20 protein-coding genes are annotated in these 22096 nt (G+C 57.2%); 15 read left to right on the top strand and 5 right to left on the bottom strand.

From position 1 onward, the window contains the following. The first annotated feature begins 166 nt into the window (after positions 1-166). Complete coding sequence (gene murC / locus EDC14_RS19640; RefSeq protein WP_132016024.1) at positions 167-1537, top strand: UDP-N-acetylmuramate--L-alanine ligase; 1371 nt, start codon at positions 167-169, stop codon at positions 1535-1537. A gap of 150 nt (positions 1538-1687) precedes the next feature. Here the strand turns inward: murC and EDC14_RS19635 are convergent, their stop codons facing one another. After that, on the bottom strand, positions 1688-2020 hold the full coding sequence (locus tag EDC14_RS19635) for a hypothetical protein (RefSeq protein WP_132016023.1): 333 nt from the start codon (positions 2018-2020) through the stop codon (positions 1688-1690). An 807-nt stretch (positions 2021-2827) separates the two neighbouring features. Here EDC14_RS19635 and EDC14_RS19630 point away from each other — a divergent pair. Then, positions 2828-3478: an HAD-IA family hydrolase gene (locus tag EDC14_RS19630; RefSeq protein ID WP_165908159.1), complete on the top strand. Its 651-nt coding sequence runs from the start codon at positions 2828-2830 to the stop codon at positions 3476-3478. Between the two features lie 72 nt (positions 3479-3550). Here EDC14_RS19630 and EDC14_RS19625 read toward each other — a convergent pair whose 3' ends face one another. Next, positions 3551-4096, bottom strand: a complete 546-nt coding sequence (locus EDC14_RS19625; protein ID WP_165908158.1) for a YpiB family protein — start codon at positions 4094-4096, stop codon at positions 3551-3553. 512 nt (positions 4097-4608) lie between these two features. On the opposite strand from EDC14_RS19625, the gene EDC14_RS19620 reads away from it, so the two are divergent. After that, positions 4609-5721: an aminopeptidase gene (locus EDC14_RS19620; protein ID WP_132016020.1), complete on the top strand. Its 1113-nt coding sequence runs from the start codon at positions 4609-4611 to the stop codon at positions 5719-5721. Positions 5722-5961: 240 nt separating this feature from the next. Next, positions 5962-6423 carry a YcxB family protein gene (locus EDC14_RS19615; protein ID WP_132016019.1) on the top strand — a complete coding sequence of 154 codons (462 nt, stop codon included), beginning with the start codon at positions 5962-5964 and terminating at the stop codon, positions 6421-6423. A gap of 1042 nt (positions 6424-7465) precedes the next feature. On the opposite strand, the gene EDC14_RS19610 is transcribed toward EDC14_RS19615, so the two are convergent. After that, the gene (locus EDC14_RS19610; RefSeq protein ID WP_132016018.1) at positions 7466-7705 is read right to left on the bottom strand and encodes a YkoF family thiamine/hydroxymethylpyrimidine-binding protein; all 240 of its coding nucleotides are present in this window, start codon (positions 7703-7705) and stop codon (positions 7466-7468) included. 415 nt (positions 7706-8120) lie between these two features. Here EDC14_RS19610 and EDC14_RS19605 point away from each other — a divergent pair, with 415 nt between their 5' ends. Genes EDC14_RS19605 through EDC14_RS19590 form a run of 4 tightly spaced genes read left to right on the top strand, consistent with a single transcriptional unit; the run spans position 8121 to position 11918 of the window. Then, positions 8121-9302: an MGDG synthase family glycosyltransferase gene (locus tag EDC14_RS19605; protein ID WP_132016017.1), complete on the top strand. Its 1182-nt coding sequence runs from the start codon at positions 8121-8123 to the stop codon at positions 9300-9302. After that, a complete protein-coding gene (locus EDC14_RS19600) occupies positions 9295-10587 on the top strand; it encodes an MFS transporter (RefSeq protein ID WP_132016016.1) in 1293 nt (430 codons plus the stop codon). The genes EDC14_RS19605 and EDC14_RS19600 overlap by 8 nt, the downstream gene beginning before the upstream one ends. Further along, positions 10587-11300, top strand: coding sequence for a polysaccharide deacetylase family protein (locus tag EDC14_RS19595; RefSeq protein ID WP_165908157.1), 714 nt, complete (start codon positions 10587-10589; stop codon positions 11298-11300). Before EDC14_RS19600 ends, EDC14_RS19595 begins: the two co-directional genes overlap by 1 nt. Before the next feature lie 36 nt (positions 11301-11336). After that, positions 11337-11918, top strand: coding sequence for a YkoP family protein (locus EDC14_RS19590; RefSeq protein WP_132016014.1), 582 nt, complete (start codon positions 11337-11339; stop codon positions 11916-11918). A gap of 66 nt (positions 11919-11984) precedes the next feature. Here EDC14_RS19590 and EDC14_RS19585 read toward each other — a convergent pair whose 3' ends face one another. Together EDC14_RS19585 and EDC14_RS19580 are read right to left on the bottom strand one after the other, a co-directional pair. Further along, positions 11985-13805, bottom strand: coding sequence for a PilZ domain-containing protein (locus EDC14_RS19585; RefSeq protein ID WP_132016013.1), 1821 nt, complete (start codon positions 13803-13805; stop codon positions 11985-11987). A gap of 91 nt (positions 13806-13896) precedes the next feature. Continuing rightward, the gene (locus EDC14_RS19580) at positions 13897-14274 is read right to left on the bottom strand and encodes a PilZ domain-containing protein (protein WP_165908156.1); all 378 of its coding nucleotides are present in this window, start codon (positions 14272-14274) and stop codon (positions 13897-13899) included. Between the two features lie 570 nt (positions 14275-14844). On the opposite strand from EDC14_RS19580, the gene EDC14_RS19575 reads away from it, so the two are divergent. The 7 genes from EDC14_RS19575 (at position 14845) to EDC14_RS19545 (ending at position 21988) form a co-directional block, all read left to right on the top strand. After that, a complete protein-coding gene (locus EDC14_RS19575; RefSeq protein WP_132016011.1) occupies positions 14845-15402 on the top strand; it encodes a tryptophan transporter in 558 nt (185 codons plus the stop codon). 35 nt (positions 15403-15437) lie between these two features. Further along, positions 15438-16304: an energy-coupling factor ABC transporter ATP-binding protein gene (locus EDC14_RS19570; protein ID WP_132016010.1), complete on the top strand. Its 867-nt coding sequence runs from the start codon at positions 15438-15440 to the stop codon at positions 16302-16304. Further along, entirely contained in the window at positions 16301-17140 is an 840-nt protein-coding gene (locus tag EDC14_RS19565; protein WP_165908155.1) for an energy-coupling factor ABC transporter ATP-binding protein, read from the top strand. Before EDC14_RS19570 ends, EDC14_RS19565 begins: the two co-directional genes overlap by 4 nt. After that, on the top strand, positions 17124-17912 hold the full coding sequence (locus EDC14_RS19560) for an energy-coupling factor transporter transmembrane component T family protein (protein ID WP_165908154.1): 789 nt from the start codon (positions 17124-17126) through the stop codon (positions 17910-17912). The genes EDC14_RS19565 and EDC14_RS19560 overlap by 17 nt, the downstream gene beginning before the upstream one ends. Positions 17913-17958: 46 nt before the next feature. After that, positions 17959-19755, top strand: coding sequence for an indolepyruvate ferredoxin oxidoreductase subunit alpha (gene iorA / locus EDC14_RS19555; protein WP_132016007.1), 1797 nt, complete (start codon positions 17959-17961; stop codon positions 19753-19755). Further along, positions 19752-20339 (top strand): indolepyruvate oxidoreductase subunit beta, encoded by a 588-nt coding sequence (locus EDC14_RS19550; RefSeq protein WP_132016006.1) that lies wholly within the window; start codon positions 19752-19754, stop codon positions 20337-20339. Before iorA ends, EDC14_RS19550 begins: the two co-directional genes overlap by 4 nt. A gap of 341 nt (positions 20340-20680) precedes the next feature. After that, positions 20681-21988, top strand: coding sequence for a phenylacetate--CoA ligase family protein (locus tag EDC14_RS19545; protein WP_243663035.1), 1308 nt, complete (start codon positions 20681-20683; stop codon positions 21986-21988). Positions 21989-22096 lie beyond the last annotated feature (108 nt).

The raw sequence follows: 22096 nt of genomic DNA, 5'->3' as shown, positions 1-22096 counted from the left end.
CTATCATTGCTATCTCTCCAACGTTTTCTGATAGCTATTACTTTGTTCTTAGAACCCTTATTTCCTGCTGGTTCATGAGGTTTTTCACAACGCTTATAGAAGGATCGACTTTTCAAAAATGTGTTATAATGAACTGGTAAAAATTTGAGAGGGGCGTATTCGCTCAATGAAGCATCTCCATTTTGTCGGAATCGGAGGGGCCCGTTTAAGCGGTTTGGCAAAGTTGTATCATGACCGCGGCTTTTCGATCTCCGGGTCCGACTGGCAACAATCGCGGGTAACCCAAAAATTGGTTGAACAAGGCATTCAAGTCCACATCGGACATCAAGCTGCCAATATCGCCGGGGCTGACCTGGTCGTGTATACCAACGCGGTGGGCAAGGAAAACCCGGAAGTATTGAAAGCGGTAGAGCAAGGAGTTCCATTGTTGGAAGGGGCCGAGCTTCTCGGCAAACTCATGGGAGAGGTCGGCAAGGGGATCGCCATTGCCGGAACTCATGGCAAAACCACCACGTCGGCCATGACAGCCATGATCCTGACCGAGGGCGGCATTGACCCCACGGTGCTGATCGGCGGCGAAGTGGCGGCTTTCGACGGCAATCACCGTTCCGGAAAATCCGAATATATGGTCGTTGAGGCTTGTGAGTTTAAACGGTCGTTTCTGCACCTGAACCCGGTCATTGAGTTGATTACCAATATTGACTGGGATCATCCCGATTGTTTCCCGACCTTTGCGGACGTGGTTCAGACCTTTGCTGATTTTGTGGATCGTTTGCCCAAAGACGGCGTGTTGGTGACCTGGGGCGATGACCCGAATGCCGCCGGCCTGTTGCGGCGTTTTCCCGGCAAGGGAATCAGTTTCGGCTTTCAGCCCCAGTTTGATTGGGAGCTGTCGGAGATCCGGCCGGAACCGCCGCTGGGAATCGCGGCACGGTTGCGGTATCATGGCAAGGATCAAGGCATATTACGGCTGGCGGTCCCCGGCCGGCATAACCTGCAGAATGCGGCGGGCGCCCTGGCCATCGCCGCGGAGCTGGGAGTGGATCTTCCCACCGCCTTGGCGACAGTGGGACGGTTTACCGGGGTGCACCGCCGTTTTGAGATCAAAGGGAAGGTCAACCAAGCGCTGATCGTGGACGATTACGCCCACCATCCGGGAGCGATCCGGACGACGCTGGCGGCGGCCCGGGGATTTTTTAACGGCCGGATCTGGTGCGTTTTTCAGCCGCACTTATTCAGCAGGACCAAATATTTATTGCCGGAGTTTGCGCGGTCCTTTACGGACTCGGATATTCTGGTATTGGCGGATATTTATCCCGCTCGCGAAGTCGATCCGGGGGATATTTCCAGCGCCGACTTGGCCCGGGAAGCGGCCAAACACCATCAAGACGTGCGCTATCTGGGCAAGTTGGACCGGATTACCGAGTACCTGCAGCAACATCTGGAACCGGGGGACCTGGTCATCACGATGGGAGCCGGGGATGTTTGGAAGGTCGGTGAACGGTTGGTGCAAAACCTTTCGGCATATATTGGCTGAAGGAAAAGACAAGACGACAAGGTCCGGCGAACCACATCGAACCGGACCTTTCATCTTTTCGCGCCGAGACATTTTCTGAGCGGCAGGGAAGGAAGCCCATTCGAGCGCCACAGCCTCCGGGGATGCAAACACGCAGATCAAGAGGTTGCCTTATAACTGCACAATCAGCATGCCGTCTTCATATTCGAAATCATAGCGCTTATCTTCCACGGGGATCTGAAAACGGTTTAAAAACTTTTTCGCGACAATCATTTTGGTCGTCTTTCCCTGGATCTTAAAAGCGTCGACCGAAGGTTCCTGCACCGGCAGAATGCCCACTTTTTTGGCGTCGGGGTCAAAGAAAAGCTCAACATAGCTGGAATCCTGCAAGTATTTCTCAACGACCGGCTTATAAAAGGCGAACCTTCCTTTACGATTGATACCGATTGTTTTGGCTGAAATGCCTTTTTTGTTTTTTTCTTTTTGATATTTAACAAAAGCCACTAAAAATCCCTCCTCTTTGTGATGAATTTTAATATTCTCTGTATTTTGGACGTTTCCTGCAAGAGTTTGGAAATAATTTGTTTTCTACAAAAACTATGAAAAATCGACACAAAACCCGGCGGTTTACAAGTTATTAACGGAAGGATCCTACAAAAGAAGGTCCGGCTAGTCGAAAAACTGGCTAATTTTGAATTCGCAACGATAGTTTTGAAAAGTCGGCTGGTTTTTTTACGTCACTGAAGGTACAATTATCTTAACGCCTTGCTGCCATTATACGGTGCGAAGTCCGGTATATATTGTGGACAAAAAGATTATATAAATGATGCAATTTTCTCAAGTGTGTAATTTTACATTAAATTATATTAGGAAGAATCTCGCCTAATGATAGAAAATTTCCGGGGTCCTTTCCAAACTGGCCGGGATTCCATTATTCAGCGGGCTATTTTTGGTATAGCATTTCGCAAAATGCTGTATGAAAGTCGGATTTATCTGAGGCTGGCGCGATAGTCAGAGGCTTAAAATCCATCCGGGGATTAGCGCGGTTGGCTAAAATTTGGCAGAGGGTAAATTCAAGAGATTTTTTTGACGGTAGCGGAAAAGGTTTGTCGATTTTTAACGAATTGGGAGTTACGCAGGGTGAGATTGACTGACCGGAAAGTCCCCGAGCCGGAAACGGTCCCGGAAAGAGGGAATGGCGGCTTAAGGCTTAAAATAATTGGAACCGCGACCATAGGATAGCGTTCTGAATATATAGCATTTTGATAAAGCGTAAACGGCTTTGGCAAAATGCTGTATCAGGAGGATTTCATGAAGATTCGCTATTTGATTCTCGATCTCGACAACACGCTGTATCCGCAAGATTCCGGGATGCTTCAGGCCATTGACCGGCGGATCGACGATTATATTGCAGCGACCACCGCAGTTCCGGCCGGGGAGATTCCTGCGCTCCGGCAGGAATATTGCCGGCGCTATGGAACGACTATCGGAGGCCTGGTATTGCACCAGGGGATTCAGCCGCAGCCTTATTTCGAGTATGCTTATGATATTGATGTGGCATCCTTCGTCCGGCCCGACCCGCAGCTCGCTGAAGTACTGCGCCAACTGGAGCTGATCAAGATCGTCTTCAGCAACAGCCCGCTGGGCTACGTCGAGGAAGTCTTGGCCACCTTGGGAATCCGCCAGACGATTAGCCGGGTCTATGACATTCATTTCAGCCAATTGGTCGGGAAGCCGAGTCTTTCGAGTTACCGGCGGGTATTGGAGGATCTGGGGGCGGAGGGCGCCGAATGCATCCTTGTCGATGATGTGGCGGCCAATCTGGCCGGAGCGGCGGCCGTAGGGATGACTCCGGTGCTGATGAAGACGGCCGGGAAAGCGGGGTATGATTGGGAGATCGGCCGGATCCACGACCTGGGCCGGCTGGTGCCGGAGATCATGCAGCGGCAGCGTTCAGCCTAGGCCGGGCTTCGGCAGCCGCCGTGAAATACACCGCGGGCTGCCACGAGAAAGGAACCGCTGGCCGGCCGCCTCCTATAGGCTTTTAAGCTTTTGGACCCAGTGGAGAAATTTGTCTTTATCCTTTTCATCCAGGGCCTCGTCGATTTTTTGCAGGAGATTCTGTTTGGCGATCTCGCGCCGAATCCCGGCATTCAAAAGGGATAACTCGAATTGAAACATGATCTGATCAGCGTAAGCGGAATCACAGGCGGTCGGGCATTCTTCCACCACCGCCTGAAAGGTTTCGCTGGTCGAACGGTCGGGAAAATAGAGTGTCAGATAGATGGCGCTGGGATCGGTAGCTGCCAATTGCTCCAGGATCGCCTGATATTCGGAACTGCTTTGATCGGTGGCGGATATCAAAAGCAACGGCGGCATTCCGCTGCCGTCGGTGGAGACCACCAGTAGCGGCCGGAGACAGCTGCCGTCCATGACGATATGGAGCCGGGGCAACAGCGCTTCGGCGGCGGCCAATTGCAACAGAAATTCTTTGGCGTCAGGGGAAGGAAACGGATAGGTCTCAATGAACCAATGCAAAAAGTTTTTCTTTGCCCAATCGCTAATGGTCTTTTTGGCCATGACTCTCCCTCGCCGTTCATTTGTGATTTTGCGGAAAGCATCATTCCTTCCGGGACTTTGGCCGAGACGAACCGGCCGCGGCCTCTCCGGGCGCCTCAGACTCCGGGCCCAAAAGATTGCTCCGGGGAATGATACGATACTCATGGAACTTAGATACGCACTCCATATTCCGGACAAACAGGATAGCGGCATATTTTCTTTGCGGGATAAGAGTGAATGAAATTCAGCTTATCGAACTTCGGATCCCAACCGGGCTTTTCGTCTTTGGACAGCTCGCCGCCGGCGTGACGCGGTTTACCAAAATGAGATGCCTCATCGGGTCCCTGAGTTATTAATATACTATCATAGTATTCGGACGAACGGTAGCCGATGCCGAAAGTGAATTATTTACTATCAGTTGTCGGTTGGTTATGCGGTTTGGGCTGTGTCAGTTTGGGGGAGAATATCGGCATCGTTCGCAAAATGCTATAGTTTGATAAGAATTGATCCCAATAACAAAGGAGTGATCGGTTTTGAAAGATCCGCGCATACAGAAGATGGCGGAAAGATTGGTCAACTATTCCGTGGAGTTGCAGCCGGGCGAGAAATTATTGATCGAGGTGATCGATTCCGGGGCCGACTTGGCCCAGGCCATTATCAAGGAAGCATATAAGGCCGGAGGAGTTCCGTTCGTGCTCACCCGGAACAAGCGGTTGGACCGCGAGATCGTTTTGGGCGCGACCCAGGAGCAATTGGCGAAGCAGGCTGAATATGAATTGGCCCAGATGCGGGAGATGAATGCCTATCTCGCGATCCGCGGTGCCGAGAACGCCAACGAGATGGCGGATGTCCCGTCCTCCCAGCAACAACTGTTCATGAAGTATTACCAGCGGCCCGTCTTCGACCAACGGGTCAACCACACCAAATGGTGCGTGATGCGCTATCCCAACGCGGCGATGGCGCAGTCGGCCAATATGAGCACGGAGGCCTTTGAAGACTTTTATTTCGACGTCTGCACCTTGGATTACGGCAGAATGAGAGGGGCCATGGAACCGCTCCGCCAATTGATGGAACGGACCGACCAGGTGCGTCTGGTCGGCCCCGGCACGGACCTGACCTTCTCGCTCAAGGGGATGCCGGCGATTCCCTGCGCCGGCCAGCTCAATATCCCCGATGGGGAGCTGTACTCCGCACCGGTGCGCGATTCGGTCAACGGCGTAATCAGTTATAACACGCCAGCGGTCTACCAGGGCTATACTTATGAGCAGATCCGCTTCAAGTTTGAAAACGGCCGGATCGTCGAAGCCCACAGCAATGACGACCAGAAAATCAACCATGTGTTGGATACCGACGAGGGAGCGCGGTTCGTAGGCGAGTTCTCGCTCGGTTTCAATCCCTACATTATGAAGCCGATGAAGGATACCTTGTTCGACGAGAAGATCAGCGGCAGCCTCCATTTTACGCCCGGTCAGGCCTATGAGGATTGCGATAACGGCAACCGTTCGGCGGTCCATTGGGATCTGGTGTTGATCCAACGGCCGGAATACGGCGGCGGGGAGATTTATTTCGATGGAAAGCTCATCCGGAAAGACGGCCGTTTCGTCCTGCCGGAGCTGGAGCCGCTCAATCCGGAGAATTTAAAGTAAGCCACTTTTGGATCATTTTGATGGGGCGGCCGGCCAGGCCGCCCTTTACATTCGGGACGGATTTTGCTACGCTAACCCTATAGCATTTTGCGAAAGCGTAAACGGCTTTGTTCGCGAAAAGCGCGGTGAGGCGTTCGCGCTTTTCAATCCAAACCCGTCAATGCTTTCGCAAAATGCTGTAATGGGATCACCCGGCGGAACGCCGGAGATCCGATCGAGCGCTTGCGGAAGGGGTTCGCGATGGTCATTCGGACGAAGCTGTTCTCATTCACCCCGGCAATTTACTTCAAAATTCTTTTCAAAAACTCATTCAAACGAAGCGCCTGGCTGCTGGCGCTCCTGGCGGTCCTGATCGGGTTCCAATGGTCCCGGGGCTTTTCGCCGTTGCTCTTGGGAGGCGCCGGAGGGCTCTTCGGTTTCCTGGTCTTTTTGGCGATCCGCTGCCAACGGCACGTCCGGGCCAAGCGCAACCCGTTGTTCTACGCCGATCGCTCCTTTGAGATTGACAGTCTGGTTTTGACCTGCCGCTTTGCCAACGGTACCCGCAATCCGGTCAAAATGGCCGATTTCCGGCGGGTGGTGCGGACACCGCGCCACTTCGAGCTGTACTTGAACCGCAAGCAATTCATCTATCTGCCGGTCGCCGCTTTCGCCAGTGAGCACGATCTGCGGCTGTTTCAAACCTTGATCCAAAGCCAATGAGTTTTGGGTGCGGAGGATTGGGGTTACCCTCTCTTTCTTAAAAAGAGAGGGCAAGGGTGAGTTCCTAATCCTCGCCCCAACACTGCATTTAAGTCAATAACTAAATTCCTGGATTGTCAACTACCAGATTGGTTTGCGGGTTTTCCCCATTATTTCAGGCTTTATCTGCCCGATTTAGGCTGCGAAAGTTGAGTTCTTCATTCTAGTTCGGGATGAAAGTTATCCGGGCAGAGATCATGATTCCAGTTTTAGCTGGCAATTTCCCGATTTATCCATAGCCAGGACTGTTGATCTTGTTCAATGATTCCATTTATCCACAGGAATAGCTCGCTAATGATTATCAAGTTAGCTCCGCTCACTCACGGAAGGGATCGAAGGATAAGTCATGACGTCTATAGTCCTAACCCTCGGCCCTTCCCGAATCTGGAAGGGGAACCACCGGGCTTCGGGGCCCAAAAGCCTTTGGGCTGCGGAGAATGGTGGTTACTCTCCCCGATTCGGGGAGAGCCAAGAGAGAGGAGAAGGGCTAGACTTAATCCCTATCATGCTTAGCACTTTCTTGCGGATTTAACTTTATAATCATTAGCTCGCTTATCCACAAAAAGAGCTTGCTGAACGACTGAGCGAGCTCTCTTATTCACAAAACAAGCTCGCTTATCCACAAAAAGAGCTTGCTGAACGACTGAGCGAGCTCTCTTATTCACAAAACAAGCTCGCTTATCCACAAAAAGAGCTTGCTGAACGACTGAGCAAGCTCTCTTATTCACAAAACCAGCTCGCTCATCCACAAAAAGAGCTTGCCGAGCGACTGAGCAAGCTCTCTTATTCACAAAACCAGCTCGCTCATCCACAAAAAGAGCTTGCCGAGCGACTAAGCAAGCTCGCTCCCATTCGCAAAGGAACGAATCAAAATGCGCGGGCAGAACGACAAGAGAACGTTTACCATTCTATTCCAATCAACCATCGTGGGGCATGGAATATTGGGGTCAAGGTGACGCGGATCCTGTTTTTCAGTGGCCTTGCGCTTTGCCGTCCCTTTTGATCAAGTGTTATTGCTCAGATTGATGACCATCGAAAATTCGGTTCCGCCTTTTTGAGCCTCGTTGTAAATGGCCTTGATCCCCTTCCAGATGTCATCCGCCTCTTCACTGTAGAGATAGGTGCTCATGTTGCCCACCTCGTGCTTGACGCCGGTCTGTTTCAGGGCGGCGATGGATTGGTTGACGATCTGGTCCGACTCCAATGTTTCCAGCGGAAAAAGCGATACTTCACAGGTTAACATCGGCTCACTCCCTATGTTTTTTTGTTAGTTTGCCAACCTGCGGCCCGCCAATCCATGTGATTTGTTGCCAATTGAGAGATTTTCAAATCTCTTCGAAAAAGCTTCGCAATATAATATATTGACTGATATATCCGGGTTACTCACTATATATTGTATAGCGAAGGGAATGGTAAGGTAATTTTGAAATTCTCTGAATTGACCGCCGCGCCAGCCAGTCCGGCGCCGGAATTTTCAGAGCGGATCTTAAATATTTTTCAGCCATTCCTAGTATATTAATAACGCAGCCAGCGGAAATATGAGGAACTTAACGCCGTTCCCGATCGTTTTAAATAAAGATGTTGCAGGAAAATAGATCCTGTTTGTCAAATTATTTTAGGGAAGCACCACCGTCAAATCCTTGAAGGGGTGTGAAGCTTTGGGAAAAGAACGTTGTGATATTCTGATCCTCTCCGCCAGTTATGGCGGCGGTCATAACCAGGTGGCTCGGGCTTTGACCCAGGCCCTCCATATGCAGGCGCCCGGATTACGCATCATAACTGTCGATTATTGCGATCTTTTGTTTCCGCTGCTGAACCGTTTTACTCAGTTCAGCTATAATCAGAGCATTCGTCATTTCCCGGTGGGTTACGCCCTGTATTACCAGGCCACCGGGAAAATTTCGCCCGATTCATTCTGGCAGCGGCGTTTGAACCGGATGGGCTATTCGGAATTGATTATGCTGGTGGGACGGTTGGAACCGCGGGTGATCGTCTCGACCTTCCCGATCCCGGCGGGAGTCCTCTCCGAAATGAAGGAGGCCGGCGATCTGAATGTGCCGGTGGTCACGGTGATCACCGATATTTGCGTCCATAGTCAATGGATTCACCCTCATACCGACCTGTATCTGGTCGGCTCCGGGGAAGTGGCCAAGGGCCTGGAGGAACGGGGCATTCCGCGGGCGAATATCGCGGTGACCGGCATCCCCATCTTGCCGACGTACACCCGGACGGTCGACCGCGAGCAGGTCAAACGGGACCTCGGCTATCATCCGGAGGACCGGCTGATTCTATTCATGGGCGGGAACAACGGCGTCTTCGGGACGACCCAGTTCCACCACTTGTTGCGCGACCTGCCGCCGAACATCAAGGCGCTGGTCCTGACCGGCTCCAATCATGAACTGTATGAGAAGCTGCTGCCGACTGCCGCCAAGCACCGGAACATCCGGATCTGCAAATATGTCGACAACACCGCCGACCTGATGAGCGCCGCCGATCTGCTGGTCACCAAGGCCGGCGGGATTACGATCTCCGAGGCCTTGGCCAAGGGATTGCCGATGATTATCTATAAACCCACGCCCGGCCACGAGGAGGCCAATGCCAACTACCTGTGGCGGCACCGGGCCGCCATCGTCGCCAAAAGCGAACGACGCTTAAAAATGGCGATCGGGCGGCTGATTACCGATGAGGCTTTTCGCGACCACATCCGGAAGAATTGCCTGAAGAACGGTACTCCGGACTCGGCGCTCATCGGCGCCAAGCTGGTCTTGAACCTGTTGACGCCGCGGGCCCGCGGGACGCGCTATCTGAAAATGACCGCAAGGAGAGAAATCCGTGCCTGAACCGAAAGAGCGACTTTTTGCACATCCGGTGATTCTATCCTTCCTCGCCATTATTGCGGCTATAGAATTTATCCGGATGTCTTTATTTTTAACGTTGCTGCCGAGCTTCCTGACGAGCATCCATTTCAGCACGGTGGCCCTAGGCGTGGTCATGTCGGCCAACTTGTTGACGGATAACCTGTTCAAAAGCGGTTCGGGATGGCTGGTGGACCATAAAGGGCCGTGGCCGATGTTGATCGCGGGAACCATTGGGGTCCTGAGCGGCTTGGTGCTGATCGAGATGTTCCACCGCAATATTCTGATGATGAGCCTGGGCGCGGTATTGCTGGGCCTGGGAGCTTCCCCGACCTGGCCGGCGGCGATTGCCGGGACCATCCGCATCACCGGCGAGGAGAAACGGGCCACCATGATCAGCTTCATCTCAGTGGTCTGGCTGGCCGGAGGAGGAGCGGGCCCGATCCTGATGGGCTTTCTCATCGACACCCGGCTGCGGCTGTTCCTGCAAAAATTGCATTTGCCGGTGATCGACGCCTACCGGACCGGATTCGTGTTATTGACGGCCATCGCGGTGCTGGCGGTGCTCATCGCCGTGCTGGGCTGGCTCGGCTGGAAACGCATCCCCCGGCTGCAGCCGGTCAAGGCCGGGATGTCCGAGGGAAAACGGCAAAAACTCAAGGCGGTGCTGCAGCGTTTGTGGGATGTCAAGGGTTTGATCCCGGGGATGTTCTTTCAGACGATGTCCCTGGGGATTCTTTTCCCCAATATCCTGCGCTTCGCAGTAAACAAGATCGGGATTACCGAGGCGCAGTATAGCGTCTTGCTGCTGATCGGCGGCGCGGTGGTGGTGCTGTTCATGATCCCCGTCGGCCATCTGGCCGACCACTGGGGGACCAAGGGCTTTCTGGTGGCGGGTTTCACCATGGCCTCACTCTCGCTCCTGGTGCTGGTCAGCTACGGCAATGCCCGCAATATCTGGTGGATCGGCGCGCTGGTCGGCCTCTCCTACTCCTTGATCCAGCCGGCTTGGAACGCGTTGCTGGCCGGGGCGATCCCGCCCGAGCACCGCGGAGTCCTGATGGGCCTGTTTATGTCCGTCGAGGGTCTGGGATTCGGCCTCGGACCGCTGGTCGGCGGGTTTCTGGGCGAGGTTCAAGGACGGATCGGCGGCCTGACCCTGACCGGTCTGACCACGCCGTTCTATGTCAGCAGCATCTGTTTGGCCATTATGGCCCTGGTATACCTGATCTATCCGTTCCATCAATATCAGTTGAGGGAAGAGGCATGATGAATTTTCTGGTACGGGCCCTGATTGCGCTATGGATCGTGATCTATCCCGGCTGCGATTATTTTGTCCGGTTATGGGCCAGGGGCGTGGTCCGGCGCGGCCCCTCAGGCCCCGAACCGCGGCTCTGCCTGACCTTTGACGACGGCCCCAATCCCGAAGTAACCCCGCGCGTACTGGATACGCTCAAGGAATTGCGGATCCGGGCGGTCTTCTTTCTGGTGGGCGCCAAAGCCCGCCAGCATCCCGAGCTGGTCCGGCGGATGCTGGCCGAAGGGCACGAAGTGGGACTCCATACTCTGGAGCACCGCCACGCTTACTGGATGTTCCGCCGCCAAAGCCGGAGAGCGGTCGAGGAAGGGGCGCGGTGGATCACGGCCATCACCGGCCGGCCGTTGCGCTGGTTCCGGCCGCCCTGGGGCGCCTGCAACCTGTTCCAATGGCTGACGGTCCGCCGGATGGGATTGCGGCTGGTGCTATGGTCGGCCAATGCCCAGGACTGGCGGGCCGCGACCGGCCGCGCAGGAATCCTGCGCCGTTTGCGGCAGCGGGTGAAACCCGGCGCGGTGGTGGTGCTGCATGACGGAGGGGGCGAAGCCGGCGCGCCGCTGAATACACTGCAGGCGTTACCCGAGTTTATCCGGTATTATCTGGAGGAGGGATGGCGCTTTGTCACGCTGGAAGAGTTGGATGGCAAGCGATATCAGTTGCAATGATTTTGGACCGGATCGCAACATCGATAGGGGGAAGCAATGATGATGGGAGTCTCCATACTCCGGCGCATCGGACAGGCGATTGACCGAAGTTATCTCAATAAAGTGGGCGCCGCGCCGATCCCCGGGTCTGACCTGGGGCTGCTCTTGGTCTGTTATCATTCTTACGAAGGCAAGCAAACCATCGAGCTGTCGGACCACACCGTGATCCGGCCGGGCCAGACCGTCGGCGAGCTGCATTTCTCCAATATCCGGATCACCGAAATCGCCGCCCAGTCGGAACGGTCCCTGGAATGGCAGTTGATGGAGATGCTCAAGCAGGAAATGGGCACATTAGCCAAGGCCTGCGCCGCCGGGCTGATCCCGGAAACGGTGGAAGCCTTTTACGGCACCAACGTCCTGGCCGCCGGAGCGCGGCGCTTGGGCTTCACCCTGATCCCGATCCCGAAGGGCTGGAACCGCTGGTGGATCGGGTTTTGGGAATCGGTGCTGCGCCTGGTCTACTATTCTTTCAAGACCAGCAAAAAGACGAGCCTCAAGCGGACCATGGACCCCTATGAGGTCTGGATGTCCCGCGCGCAACTGCTGCAGCGCCTGGCGAAACGCCGCCCGGAAGCTTAAAATGAGACCCCCGCTTATTCAGAAGCGGGGGTTTTTGATTGGAAGGGACGTCCCGGACGAAGCGGTCTACATGTGCAGCCGCTGAATCATCGTCCGGAGCTGATTGGTTTGTTCCGGAGTGAGCTGGCAAAAATTAAATCCGGCCAGGTAATCGCCGCTCCGGTAGCGGCCGCTCCAATCGCAGACCGCCACGATATTATAGATGGCCGTACCCTCGGCGGCCAGATTGATCAGGACGTTAGCCTGTTCGGAGATGGGTTCGGCCAACCGGACGGTGACCCCGCCGATGCTCAGGTCCTCGATGGATACGGGGACCGAGTTGCCCTCCCTGAACTGGATATGCGAGCCCTGAAGCGCGCCCGGGTTCGGTTCCGGCGCGGCGGGGACCGGTTTGGGGGCCGGATCCGCCATCAAATACTGATACAGCAGCGGATTGCCGACCGAATCATGTTCGGGAGCAGCCGCGCCGAAGACCGGAGCCGGCAATACCGCGCTGTCCGGCTTGGAAGAGGCCGCTTGGACCGGGGGCACGGACTGGGCCGGTTCCTGGGGCGCGGCCGGCGCTGGAGCGGCCGGACGGTTCGCCGCAGCGCCGGCGGAATTCTTTTGCAACAGCAGTTTTACCAAATAGTCGATGGAATTCTGTTCCGGGTTGCCCCCCGGAGCGGCCGGAGCCACCGGCGGCGGGACCGGGGGCGCGACTGCCGGGACGGCGGTTTCCCGGGAGCCGGTCCGGGGAACGGGGTCCGCGGTGGCCCGGGCTGCGGCAGCCTGCGCCGGAGCCGCGCCTTGAGCGGCGCTGTTCCGGGATGGCTTGGGCTGGGTCAGCGACTGAACCAGCTGATCGACCAACTCCTGATACGGCGATGCAAAACCGCCGGAGTCGTCCTCCGCCGTTGCCGGCAGTCGGGCCGGGCCGGATGGAGCGTCCGCCAAAGGTGCCGGAGGTTCCGGAAAACCGGCCGGCGGACCGGCGGGGATGGTCTCCGGGTCCGGAACGGTCTCCTCGGGAGCGGGCATTTGCAGCGGCGGTTCCTCCCGCTGTTCCGCCGGAGGGTTTTGCGGTTCCGGCGGGGGTTCGGGCGCATTTTGAAAGAGCGAGAGCAGTTCCGCGCCGAGCAAGTTGGTCAGGGTGACCGGGTCGAAATCCAACGGCGGCAGCGCCGCTTTGGTTCGCTCCGCTGCCGAAACCGGCGGCAGCACGGTCGCGGGCCCGGCGGTATCGTCACTGGCCGGGGAGTCGTCGCTAGCTGAGGGTTGGCGGCTTTTCTCAAGGGGTGGAGCCAGTTCGGGCTGGCGCGGGGCCGTTCGTTCCTCACGAGGGCCGGCATGAGCTAAAAGATAAGCGACCAACCGGTCGATGGCTTCCTGGGTCAGCATCTTTTTGGGGTCGGAATTTTCCGGGAGGAACGGTTCGGCCTCGCTCCCGGGCTGCGGAGCGGGGAGCGGTTCCGGTTGGGCGCGAACCTCCGAAGCAGCCGCGGCCGCGGCTGCGGCCGCTAGAGGCGACGGCTCCCGCTCTTGCTCCCGAATGGGTCCCAGGCAAAAGATCTCCAGCCCTTTGAGGACTTCTGGAGTGATGTCGCGGAACTTCACGCCGTAATAGAGTACCGGACGTTCCTCGTTGTCGGTGCTGTTCAGAAGATAGCAGATCTCGCCGCGGACAGTCGTCATGCCGAGTCCCGGGAGGTAGAAGACTAGTTCGATCAGTTCGCCGATCTTCAGCTCCAAAAATCCCTGGAGCACATAGAATTGAATTCCGCCGGAGCTGACGTTGGTGGCGGTGGCCAGGGCCTGTGTCTGGCCGTTGACTTCCAGGAGGATGTTCATTTCGTTTTGAAACGGGACCCGGCTGGTTTTCCTCCGGTTCACGATGCCTCGTAGCATGGGAACACCTCATTGGATCGGGATTGGGGAGAGAAACATTCGTAACGCTCCAAATATTAGCAATATTTCGCTGATTCTAGAAAATTTCCTGTCAATTTCCAGAAAAAATTTCCCCGTCCCGCCGCTCGACCCAGGGCCGGCTCTGCTCAAAGACGAATGCGCGAAGCCGCCGGTACTGCTCCGGGTCCAGCGGCGCGAAACGGATGCCGCAAAAATACTCGCGCAGCTGGATATCGGCGGGCAGGGTCCAGCGGCTGACGGCGGCCAGCCGCAACGCGGCGCCGGGAGGGTTGAGCAAAACCGTGAGTCCGGTATCGGGAGGGCAGCGTTCGTGCAGCCGCAGCTTCATCCCGCCCAGGCTGAGATCCTCGGCCTTGCCCAGCAGGGAGCGGCCGTCCCCCAAAACGACCCGGACGATCAGGCGGGCCGGTATCCGGAAGTCCCGGCGTTCTATCCAGGGATGCAACATCCATTCCCCCTTCCGAAGCGTTTCTTTCAAATCGTGTCGTTGCTTATATAACATAAGCGGGGCGGGACAGGTTTATGATTAAAAGTTGCAATCAGGAGCGCTTTGGGGAAGAATCCGGCTCCAGCCGCGCAGAGTTAGCAAAATCGGCCATTAAAAACATTGGCTCGCGCAGAGGCGCAGAGGCGCAGAGCATTGTGATTCAAGGCGAGAAATCATTGCCGTTTCATAAGTTCTGCGGCAGAAATTCAACCAATAATCCAGTTCAGACTCTCCGTCACTCCTGCGCCTCCGCGCCTCTGCGGGAGATAAAAAGCGTTCTTATATATCACGGACGTTGACGAGTCCCTGGCCATCCGCGAAACCGCGATTGACTTCCGGGTGCGATTTTGTTATAATTTAAACACCATATTTAGCTGAGCATAGGGTAGAGTCTTGAGCATTGACGAGCGAGTTGAGCCGAGTGCAGGTCTTTCTTTCTTTTCGAAATGAAACCAAGCGCTGGTCGCTTGGTTTTTTGTTTTGGTCATAGGGCTCCGGCCATGACGATACATTTTTGAGGAGGTTTCAGAGATGAGTGTTGAGACGAGAGTAGTCGAGCAAAAAGGGTTAAAAGCGGTGGATGTGGCGATTGTCGCGGTGCTGTTGGCGGTGGGAGCGGTGCTCCGGTATTTCACGCCCCCGATCGCCGGGATCACGCCGAACTTCGTCATCATCATGTACTGCCTGTCGATTTTGCTAATCCGCCCCAAATTCGGAGCCATCCTGGGGATCGGGCTGGTTTCCGCCGCCATCTGCCAGGTAACCACCAAATCCTTGTTTCCTTACCTGAATTTCGTCAGCGAGCCGGTGGGAGCGATCGTCGTCGGGCTGCTGGCCATGATCAGGATGGAAAGCGGTTTTTTAAAGTATGTGCGGCCGTTCCTCATTACTTTGCTGGGCACGCTGGTCAGCGGGTTTACTTATATTTCGATTTTTAAGGCGATCACCTTATTCGTTCAGCTGGGGCCGAACCGGCCGAATCCCGCTTACGCGGCATTGGTGGTGGTGGTCCTGGTCACGGCGGTCGCCAATACGGTCTTGGGCGGTATCCTGTACTTTCCGTTAAAGGCCGCGCTGGGCAAAAAGTAAATCACCCTATCTGTGCATAGTCAGGAGTTGGGCTCATGGATCCGGTCATTGCGGTCCAAAACTTAAGCTTTACCTATCCCAATGCCGCTAAACCGGCATTGAGCGGCGTCACCTTCCAGGTGGCGGCCGGCGAGTTCGTGGGGATCACCGGACCGGCCGGCGCCGGAAAGTCCACCTTGACGCTCTGCTTGAACGGGATTATCCCCCATTTTCAAGAAGGCGCCTTCGCCGGCAAGGTGCTGATCCAGGGCCGGGACAGCTTCGCCGTCAGTTGCGCGGAATTGGCCCGCAGCATCGGCAGCGTCTTCCAGGATCCGGAAGCCCAGATCGTGGCGCCTTCGGTGGAAGAGGAGATCGCCTTCGGCCTTGAGAATCTGGCGGTGGATCCGCCGGAGATCGACCGCCGGATCGACGAGGCCCTGGAACTGATCGGCATCGCCGGCCTGCGGCACCGTTCCACCACCGAGCTTTCGGGCGGGCAGAAACAGCGGGTGGCCATCGCCGCGGCCGTCGCCCTGCAGCCGCAGATCCTGATCCTGGATGAACCCACTTCCGAGCTGGATCCCTTGGGGACCATGGAAGTCTTTGAAGTTTTGAAAGTGCTGAACCAGCGGCTGAAGATGACCATCGTCGTGGTAGAACAGAAGATCAATACCCTGATGGAGTACATCGGGCGGTTGATCATTCTCAAGGCCGGAACCCTGGTCGCCGACCAACCGCCCCGGGCGATCATCTCCCGTCCCGAGTTGTTGCTGAATGTCGGACTCAAACCGCCGCCCGTCAGCGAGTTGGCCTTCGGGCTCCAGGAAGCCGGTTTTTACGCCGAGGAGCTGCCGCTGACCGTGGATGAAGCCTACTGGGGACTGCTGAAATGTTTCTCCAAACACGGAGGGCAACGATGATTTCCGTCAATGATGTCAGTTTTCGCTATCCGAACGGCCCGATGATCTTGAACCGGATCAGCTTCGCGATCCAGCCGGGGGAGTTTGTGGCCCTAATCGGCCAGAATGGCGCGGGCAAGACCACGCTGCTCAAACATTTCAACGGCCTGTTGAAGCCGACCTCCGGGAGCCTGCGCATCGCCGACATGGACACCCGGAAGACGCCGACCGGCCAATTGGCGCAGAAGGTGGGCTTCCTCTTTCAGAATCCCGATCATCAGATCTTCATGCCCACGGTAGCCCAGGAGATCGGTTTCGGCCCCAAGAATCTGGGTTTATCCAAAGCGCAGATCGAGGAGCGGGTCGCCGCGGCCGCGGCCGGCGTCGGCTTGACCGAATATCTGCGGGAGAATCCGCTTTTCTTGAGCAAGGGGCAGCGGCAGCGGGTGGCCTTCGCCTCGCTGCTGTCGATGAAGCCCGACGTGCTGGTGCTGGATGAACCGACCACCGGCCAGGATTACCGGGAAGGCATCGAGATCATGGAGATGGTCCGCCAGCTCCACGGGCACGGACACACGATTATTTTCGTGACCCACGACATGGAGTTGGTGGCCCGCTACGCCAAGCGGGTGATCGTGCTGAGCCAGGGTCGGGTGCTGCTGGACGACACCTGCCGGAATGTCTTCTATCAACCCCAAACCTTGCTGGCGACCAATCTTTTCCCGCCGCAGATCGCGCGGCTGGCCCAGAAATTCGACCGGTCGCCCCACGCTTTGCCGCCGGTGCTGAGCGTGGCCGAACTCCATGAAGCGATCCTGCGGCGCTGGGAGGGTGAGACGCATGTCGGTTGTCGCTAGCTATGTGCCCCGCGATTCCTGGGTGCACCGCCTGAATCCCCTCACGAAGCTCCTGTGGACCCTGGTGGTGATGACGCTCAGTTTCGTGGTGGAAGATCCGTTGGCGCTGGCCGGGATCTTTGTATCCATCGTCCTGGTGGCGGCCCTCGGCCGGATCCTCCGGGAGATGCTGCCGGCCTTCAAGGGGCTGCTCATTTTCGTGGGACTGTTCCTGATCTTGCAAGTCTTTTTCATCAGCGACGGAAAGACGCTGCTTACGCTGATCCCCGGCACGGACCTGCTGCGGATCACCGATCGCGGGCTCATGGGCTCCCTGGCCATGGGCGGCCGGATGCTGGTGATCGCCGCCAGTTTCCCGGTGTTCATGGGAACGACCCAGATCAAGGATCTCGTCATCACGCTGGTGGAAAAACTGAAGATCCCTTATACCTACGCCTTTATGTTTGTGACTTCGCTCCGCTTCATTCCCACCTTCATGCAGGAGATGGACCAGATCATCCAGGCGCAATGCTCCCGCGGGCACCGGCTGGACGAACGGAACGTCTGGAAGAAGTTCGCCGCCCTTTGCCCGCTGGCGATTCCGCTGATGGTAACCTCCATCAAGAAAGCGGAGGCGCTGGCGGTCTCCATGGAGACCCGGGGTTTTGGCATCGGCAAGCGGACCTATCTGCACCAAACGGCGTTCAACCGCCGCGATTGGCTGGTCTGCGCCGGATTGCTGGCCGCGGGAGCGGCGGGCGTCGTAATTTGTCTGAAAGGATTTCCGCTGTAGGTCACGAATGTATACGGGTGAATATTTCTGATTGAGGTGACCTCGGTTGGGTAAAAAACTATTGATGGGGAACGAGGCGATCGCCCGCGGCGCGGTGGAGGCCGGTTTGAACCTGGCAACCGCCTACCCCGGCACTCCTTCCTCGGAGATCATCGGAACCCTGGCTGAATGGTCAGGGGATTTTGACTATTATGTGGAATGGTCGGTCAATGAGAAGGTCGCCATGGAGGTGGCCGGCGGCGCCGCCTATGCCGGCGGCCGGGCGCTGGTCGCCATGAAGCAGGTGGGCTTGAATGTCGCCAGCGATCCCTTGATGAGCCTGGCCTATATCGGAGTCCAAGGCGCGCTGGTGGTGGTGGTGGCCGACGACCCCGGGCCGCACTCCTCCCAGACCGAACAGGATACCCGGGTCTTCGCCAAATTCGCCAAGCTCCCGGTCTTTGATCCTTCGTCGCCCGAAGAAGCGCTGGCCATGACGAAGGCCGCCTTCGAACTCTCGCACCGGTATCAACTGCCGGTCCTGCTCCGGCCGACCACCCGGGTCTGCCACGCCACCTCGGGCATTGAATTCGGCCCCAGGATCCCCAATGTGCCGGAGGGATTCGTCAAAGATCCCAAGTGGGTCATCTTCCCGCGGCTGTCCTACCAGCAACATCAGCTACTGGAAGAGACCCGTCTCCGGCTGGAGCGGGAATTCAGCGACGGCCCCTGGAACCCGCTGACACCCGGGGACCGGATCGGCATCGTGGCCGGCGGCGTTTCCTATCTCTACGCCCGGGAAGCAGTGGCCCGGCTGGGTTTGAATCCGACCATGCTCAAGGTGGGAACCCCGCATCCCTTGCCCACCGCCAAATTGGAGCAGTTTCTGAGCCGGGTCGATCGGGTCTTCGTCCTGGAGGAACTGGACCCGGTGCTCGAGGAAGGAATCATCGCCCTGGCCGGTCAGGTAGGCTTCAAAGGCCCGATCTACGGCAAGCGGTCCGGGCATTTTCCGTGGGCCGGAGAGTACAGCGCCGACCGGATCCAGAGCGTGCTGGCGCGGACCCTGGAGCTGGCCCCGGCAGCGCCCGAACCCGGCGCGCAGGATGTTCCGCCCGAATTGCCGGTCCGGCCGCCGGTCCTCTGCGCCGGTTGTCCGCACCGGGCTTCTTTCTATGCGGTCAAGCGGGGCAGCCGGGGCAGCAATGCCATTTATACCGGGGACATCGGCTGTTATACCCTGGGCAACGCGCCGCCGCTTTCGATGGTCGACACCTGCCTGTGCATGGGCGCGGGGCTGACCGTGGGCCAGGGACTGTTGCGGATGGAGCCCGGCCGGCCGGTCTTCGCCTTCATCGGCGACTCGACCTTCTTTCATACCGGCATTCCCGGCATTCTCAACGCCGTCTATAACCAGCATCCCATCAAGCTGGTGCTGCTGGACAACAGCACCACCGCCATGACCGGCCATCAGCCCCATCCCGGCATGGGCCGGACCGCCTGCGGCGGAGCAGTTCCGCAGGTCGACCCGGTGGCGGTGCTGAGGGCCTGCGGCGTGGAATGGCTGGAAGTGCTCGATCCCTTGGACCTGCCGGCGACGGAGGCGGCGGTCCGGCGCGCGCTGGAATATCCGGGAGTCGTCGCCCTGGTGCTCAAGTCGCCCTGCGTGGCGACGTTCAAGGCGACCCGGCGCTATCGGATCGATAGCGCGGCGTGCAGCAACTGCGGCCGCTGTCTTCGGGAACTGGGCTGCCCGGCTTTTTACCGCGAGGAGAAGCCGCAGATCGGCCCGTCCTGTTATGGCTGCGGCTTATGCTCCCAGATCTGTCCCAAGGGAGCCATTGGGGAGGTGGGCCGGTCATGAGGCTGGATATTGTCATTGCCGGAGTGGGCGGCCAGGGGACCGTCCTGGCCTCTCGGGTATTGGCCCAGACGGCGCTGGATGCCGGTTTCCCGGCGCGCACTTCGGAGATGATCGGAATGGCGCAACGGGAAGGCTCGGTCCAGAGCCACGTGCGAATCGGGACCGAATTCGGACCGGTCATCGGCAGCGGGGCGGCGGACATTCTGCTCGGCTTTGAGCCGGCCGAGGCCCAGCGCAGCGGCAATCTGTTGAAAAATGGCGGCATGCTCCTGGTGAACAGCCACCCCATTCATCCGGTCACGGTGGCGCTGGGGAGTTCCGCTTATCCGCTGGCCGAGATCCGGGCCTATTTAGACCGGCTGCCGGCGCGGGTGACTTGGGTCGACGGATTTGAGCTGGCATTGGCCAGCGGCAATTTTAAGACGTTAAACGCAGTGATGCTGGGAGTCCTGGCCAGCAGCGGCGCGCTGCCCTTCGGCCGCGACGCGGTGCTGCGGGTGCTCCTGGAGATGCTGCCGGAACGGGTCCGGGCCGTCAATGAACGGGCCTTCGCGCTGGGATGCCAGGTTGTAAAGGAAGGTTAACCGTTCCCGTCAAAGGTCGAAAGTCGAAGGTCCAAAGTTTTTGATAAGCGGGTCGAATGAAAACTTGGCTCCCGGTTCTGTTGCCTTTGGCTTTTGACTTTTGACCTTTAACTTTCGACTTTTCATTTTCGACTTTGAACTTTCGACTTTAAACTTTTGACTTTGAACTTTCGACTTTGAACTTTTAACTTTAAACTTTTGACTTTGAACTTTTGACTTTGAACTTTTAACTTTAAACTTTTGACTTTGAACTTTTGACTTTGAACTTTCGACTTTAAACTTTTAACTTTTGACCCTGCCTGACGATAAAGAAGAGCTAGTTTAGAGGAGGCGTAGCTGAGATGATGAACAAAGTGGTTTCCGAAGCGTTCAGCGATTTGCATAATGGAGAATATTTGCGGTTGGCCGGCCGGACCGACGAGTTTCTGGATCATTCCTTGCGCAAGCTGGTCGACCGGTTGGCCTATCACAGCCCGTTATATCAGCGGAAGTTTGCGGCGGCGGGGGTGAACCCGGCCCATTTCGGCGGTCTGTCGGACCTGGCGCGGCTGCCGTTCACCGAGAAGGAGGAGTTGCGCGAGGTCTACCCCTTGGGATTGCAGGCGGTTCCCGACCGGGAAGTGGTCCGGATCCATTCCTCCTCCGGCACCACCGGCAAGCCGGTGATCATTCCCTACACCGCCAAGGACGTGCGGGATTGGGCGGAGATGTTCGCCCGCTGTTTCGCCATGGCCGGAGTGGACCGTGAGGACCGGGTGCAGATCACCCCGGGCTACGGGCTCTGGACCGCCGGCATCGGCTTTCAGGCCGGCGTGGAGCGGCTGGGGGCCATGGCCATTCCGATGGGGCCGGGCAATACCGATAAACAACTGCAGATGATGGTCGACCTCCAGGCCACCGTGCTTTGCAGCACTTCGTCGTATGCGCTGCTGTTGGCGGAGGAGATCGAGAAGCGGAAGCTGAGAGACCAGATCAAGCTGCGGGTGGGGATCATGGGTTCCGAGCGCTGGGGCGAGAAGATGCGGGCCCGGATCGAGCGCGAGCTGGGAATCCTCAGCTACGACATTTATGGTTTGACCGAGGTGTACGGGCCGGGCATCGGCATTGACTGCCATTGCCATCAGGGGATGCATTACTGGTCCGATTTCCTTTACTTTGAGATCATCGATCCGCTGACCGGGACGGTGTTGCCCGACGGCGAGCTGGGCGAGCTGGTCATCACCACCCTATTCAAGGAAGGCGCGCCGTTGTTGCGCTACCGCACCCGCGATCTGACCCGGATCATCCCGGGCCGGTGCCCGTGCGGCAGCGTTTACCCGCGAATCGACCGGATTCTGGGCCGAAGCGACGATATGATCAAGATCAAGGGCGTCAACATCTATCCGGGCCAGATCGAGGATGTGTTGCGGGCGGTCCCCGGCGCCAGCAGCGAGTATCAGGTCCGGCTGACCCGGCACGACAGCCGCGACCGGATGCTGCTGCGGGTCGAAGGCGAGCGTGGCGCGGACCCCTGGGCGGTGGCCGAAGGAATCTGCCTGGAATTCAAGAAAAAGATCGGCGTCCTGATCGAGGCGGAGGTCCTGGCTATTGGCGAGCTGCCCCGCAGCGAGAAGAAGTCGAAGCGGGTCTTTGACGAGCGGGATATATAGTAATAAAAATTACATTTCCTCCAAAATTATTCTATGGCGTTTTGAGCGCCATGTGCCATAATAAGAAGCAGGAGCGACAATCATCAACACTCCTTTCTCAAACCCGCG

Source organism: Hydrogenispora ethanolica, assembly GCF_004340685.1.
Taxonomy (GTDB): Bacteria; Bacillota; UBA4882; order UBA8346; family UBA8346; genus Hydrogenispora; species Hydrogenispora ethanolica.
Note: the sequence above shows the minus strand (reverse complement) of the source record. Positions and strands in the feature narration are given on the sequence as shown.

Coding starts and splice junctions, on each gene's coding strand:
- EDC14_RS19630 (WP_165908159.1), top strand. CDS start 2,828: ATGAAGATTCGCTATTTGATTCTCGATCTCGACAACACGCTGTATCCG.
- EDC14_RS19625 (WP_165908158.1), bottom strand. CDS start 4,096: ATGGCCAAAAAGACCATTAGCGATTGGGCAAAGAAAAACTTTTTGCAT.
- EDC14_RS19610 (WP_132016018.1), bottom strand. CDS start 7,705: ATGTTAACCTGTGAAGTATCGCTTTTTCCGCTGGAAACATTGGAGTCG.
- murC (WP_132016024.1), top strand. CDS start 167: ATGAAGCATCTCCATTTTGTCGGAATCGGAGGGGCCCGTTTAAGCGGT.
- EDC14_RS19575 (WP_132016011.1), top strand. CDS start 14,845: ATGAGTGTTGAGACGAGAGTAGTCGAGCAAAAAGGGTTAAAAGCGGTG.
- EDC14_RS19595 (WP_165908157.1), top strand. CDS start 10,587: ATGAATTTTCTGGTACGGGCCCTGATTGCGCTATGGATCGTGATCTAT.
- EDC14_RS19570 (WP_132016010.1), top strand. CDS start 15,438: ATGGATCCGGTCATTGCGGTCCAAAACTTAAGCTTTACCTATCCCAAT.
- EDC14_RS19545 (WP_243663035.1), top strand. CDS start 20,681: ATGATGAACAAAGTGGTTTCCGAAGCGTTCAGCGATTTGCATAATGGA.
- EDC14_RS19565 (WP_165908155.1), top strand. CDS start 16,301: ATGATTTCCGTCAATGATGTCAGTTTTCGCTATCCGAACGGCCCGATG.
- EDC14_RS19585 (WP_132016013.1), bottom strand. CDS start 13,805: ATGCTACGAGGCATCGTGAACCGGAGGAAAACCAGCCGGGTCCCGTTT.
- EDC14_RS19560 (WP_165908154.1), top strand. CDS start 17,124: ATGTCGGTTGTCGCTAGCTATGTGCCCCGCGATTCCTGGGTGCACCGC.
- EDC14_RS19550 (WP_132016006.1), top strand. CDS start 19,752: ATGAGGCTGGATATTGTCATTGCCGGAGTGGGCGGCCAGGGGACCGTC.
- EDC14_RS19580 (WP_165908156.1), bottom strand. CDS start 14,274: ATGTTGCATCCCTGGATAGAACGCCGGGACTTCCGGATACCGGCCCGC.
- EDC14_RS19615 (WP_132016019.1), top strand. CDS start 5,962: ATGGTCATTCGGACGAAGCTGTTCTCATTCACCCCGGCAATTTACTTC.
- EDC14_RS19590 (WP_132016014.1), top strand. CDS start 11,337: ATGATGATGGGAGTCTCCATACTCCGGCGCATCGGACAGGCGATTGAC.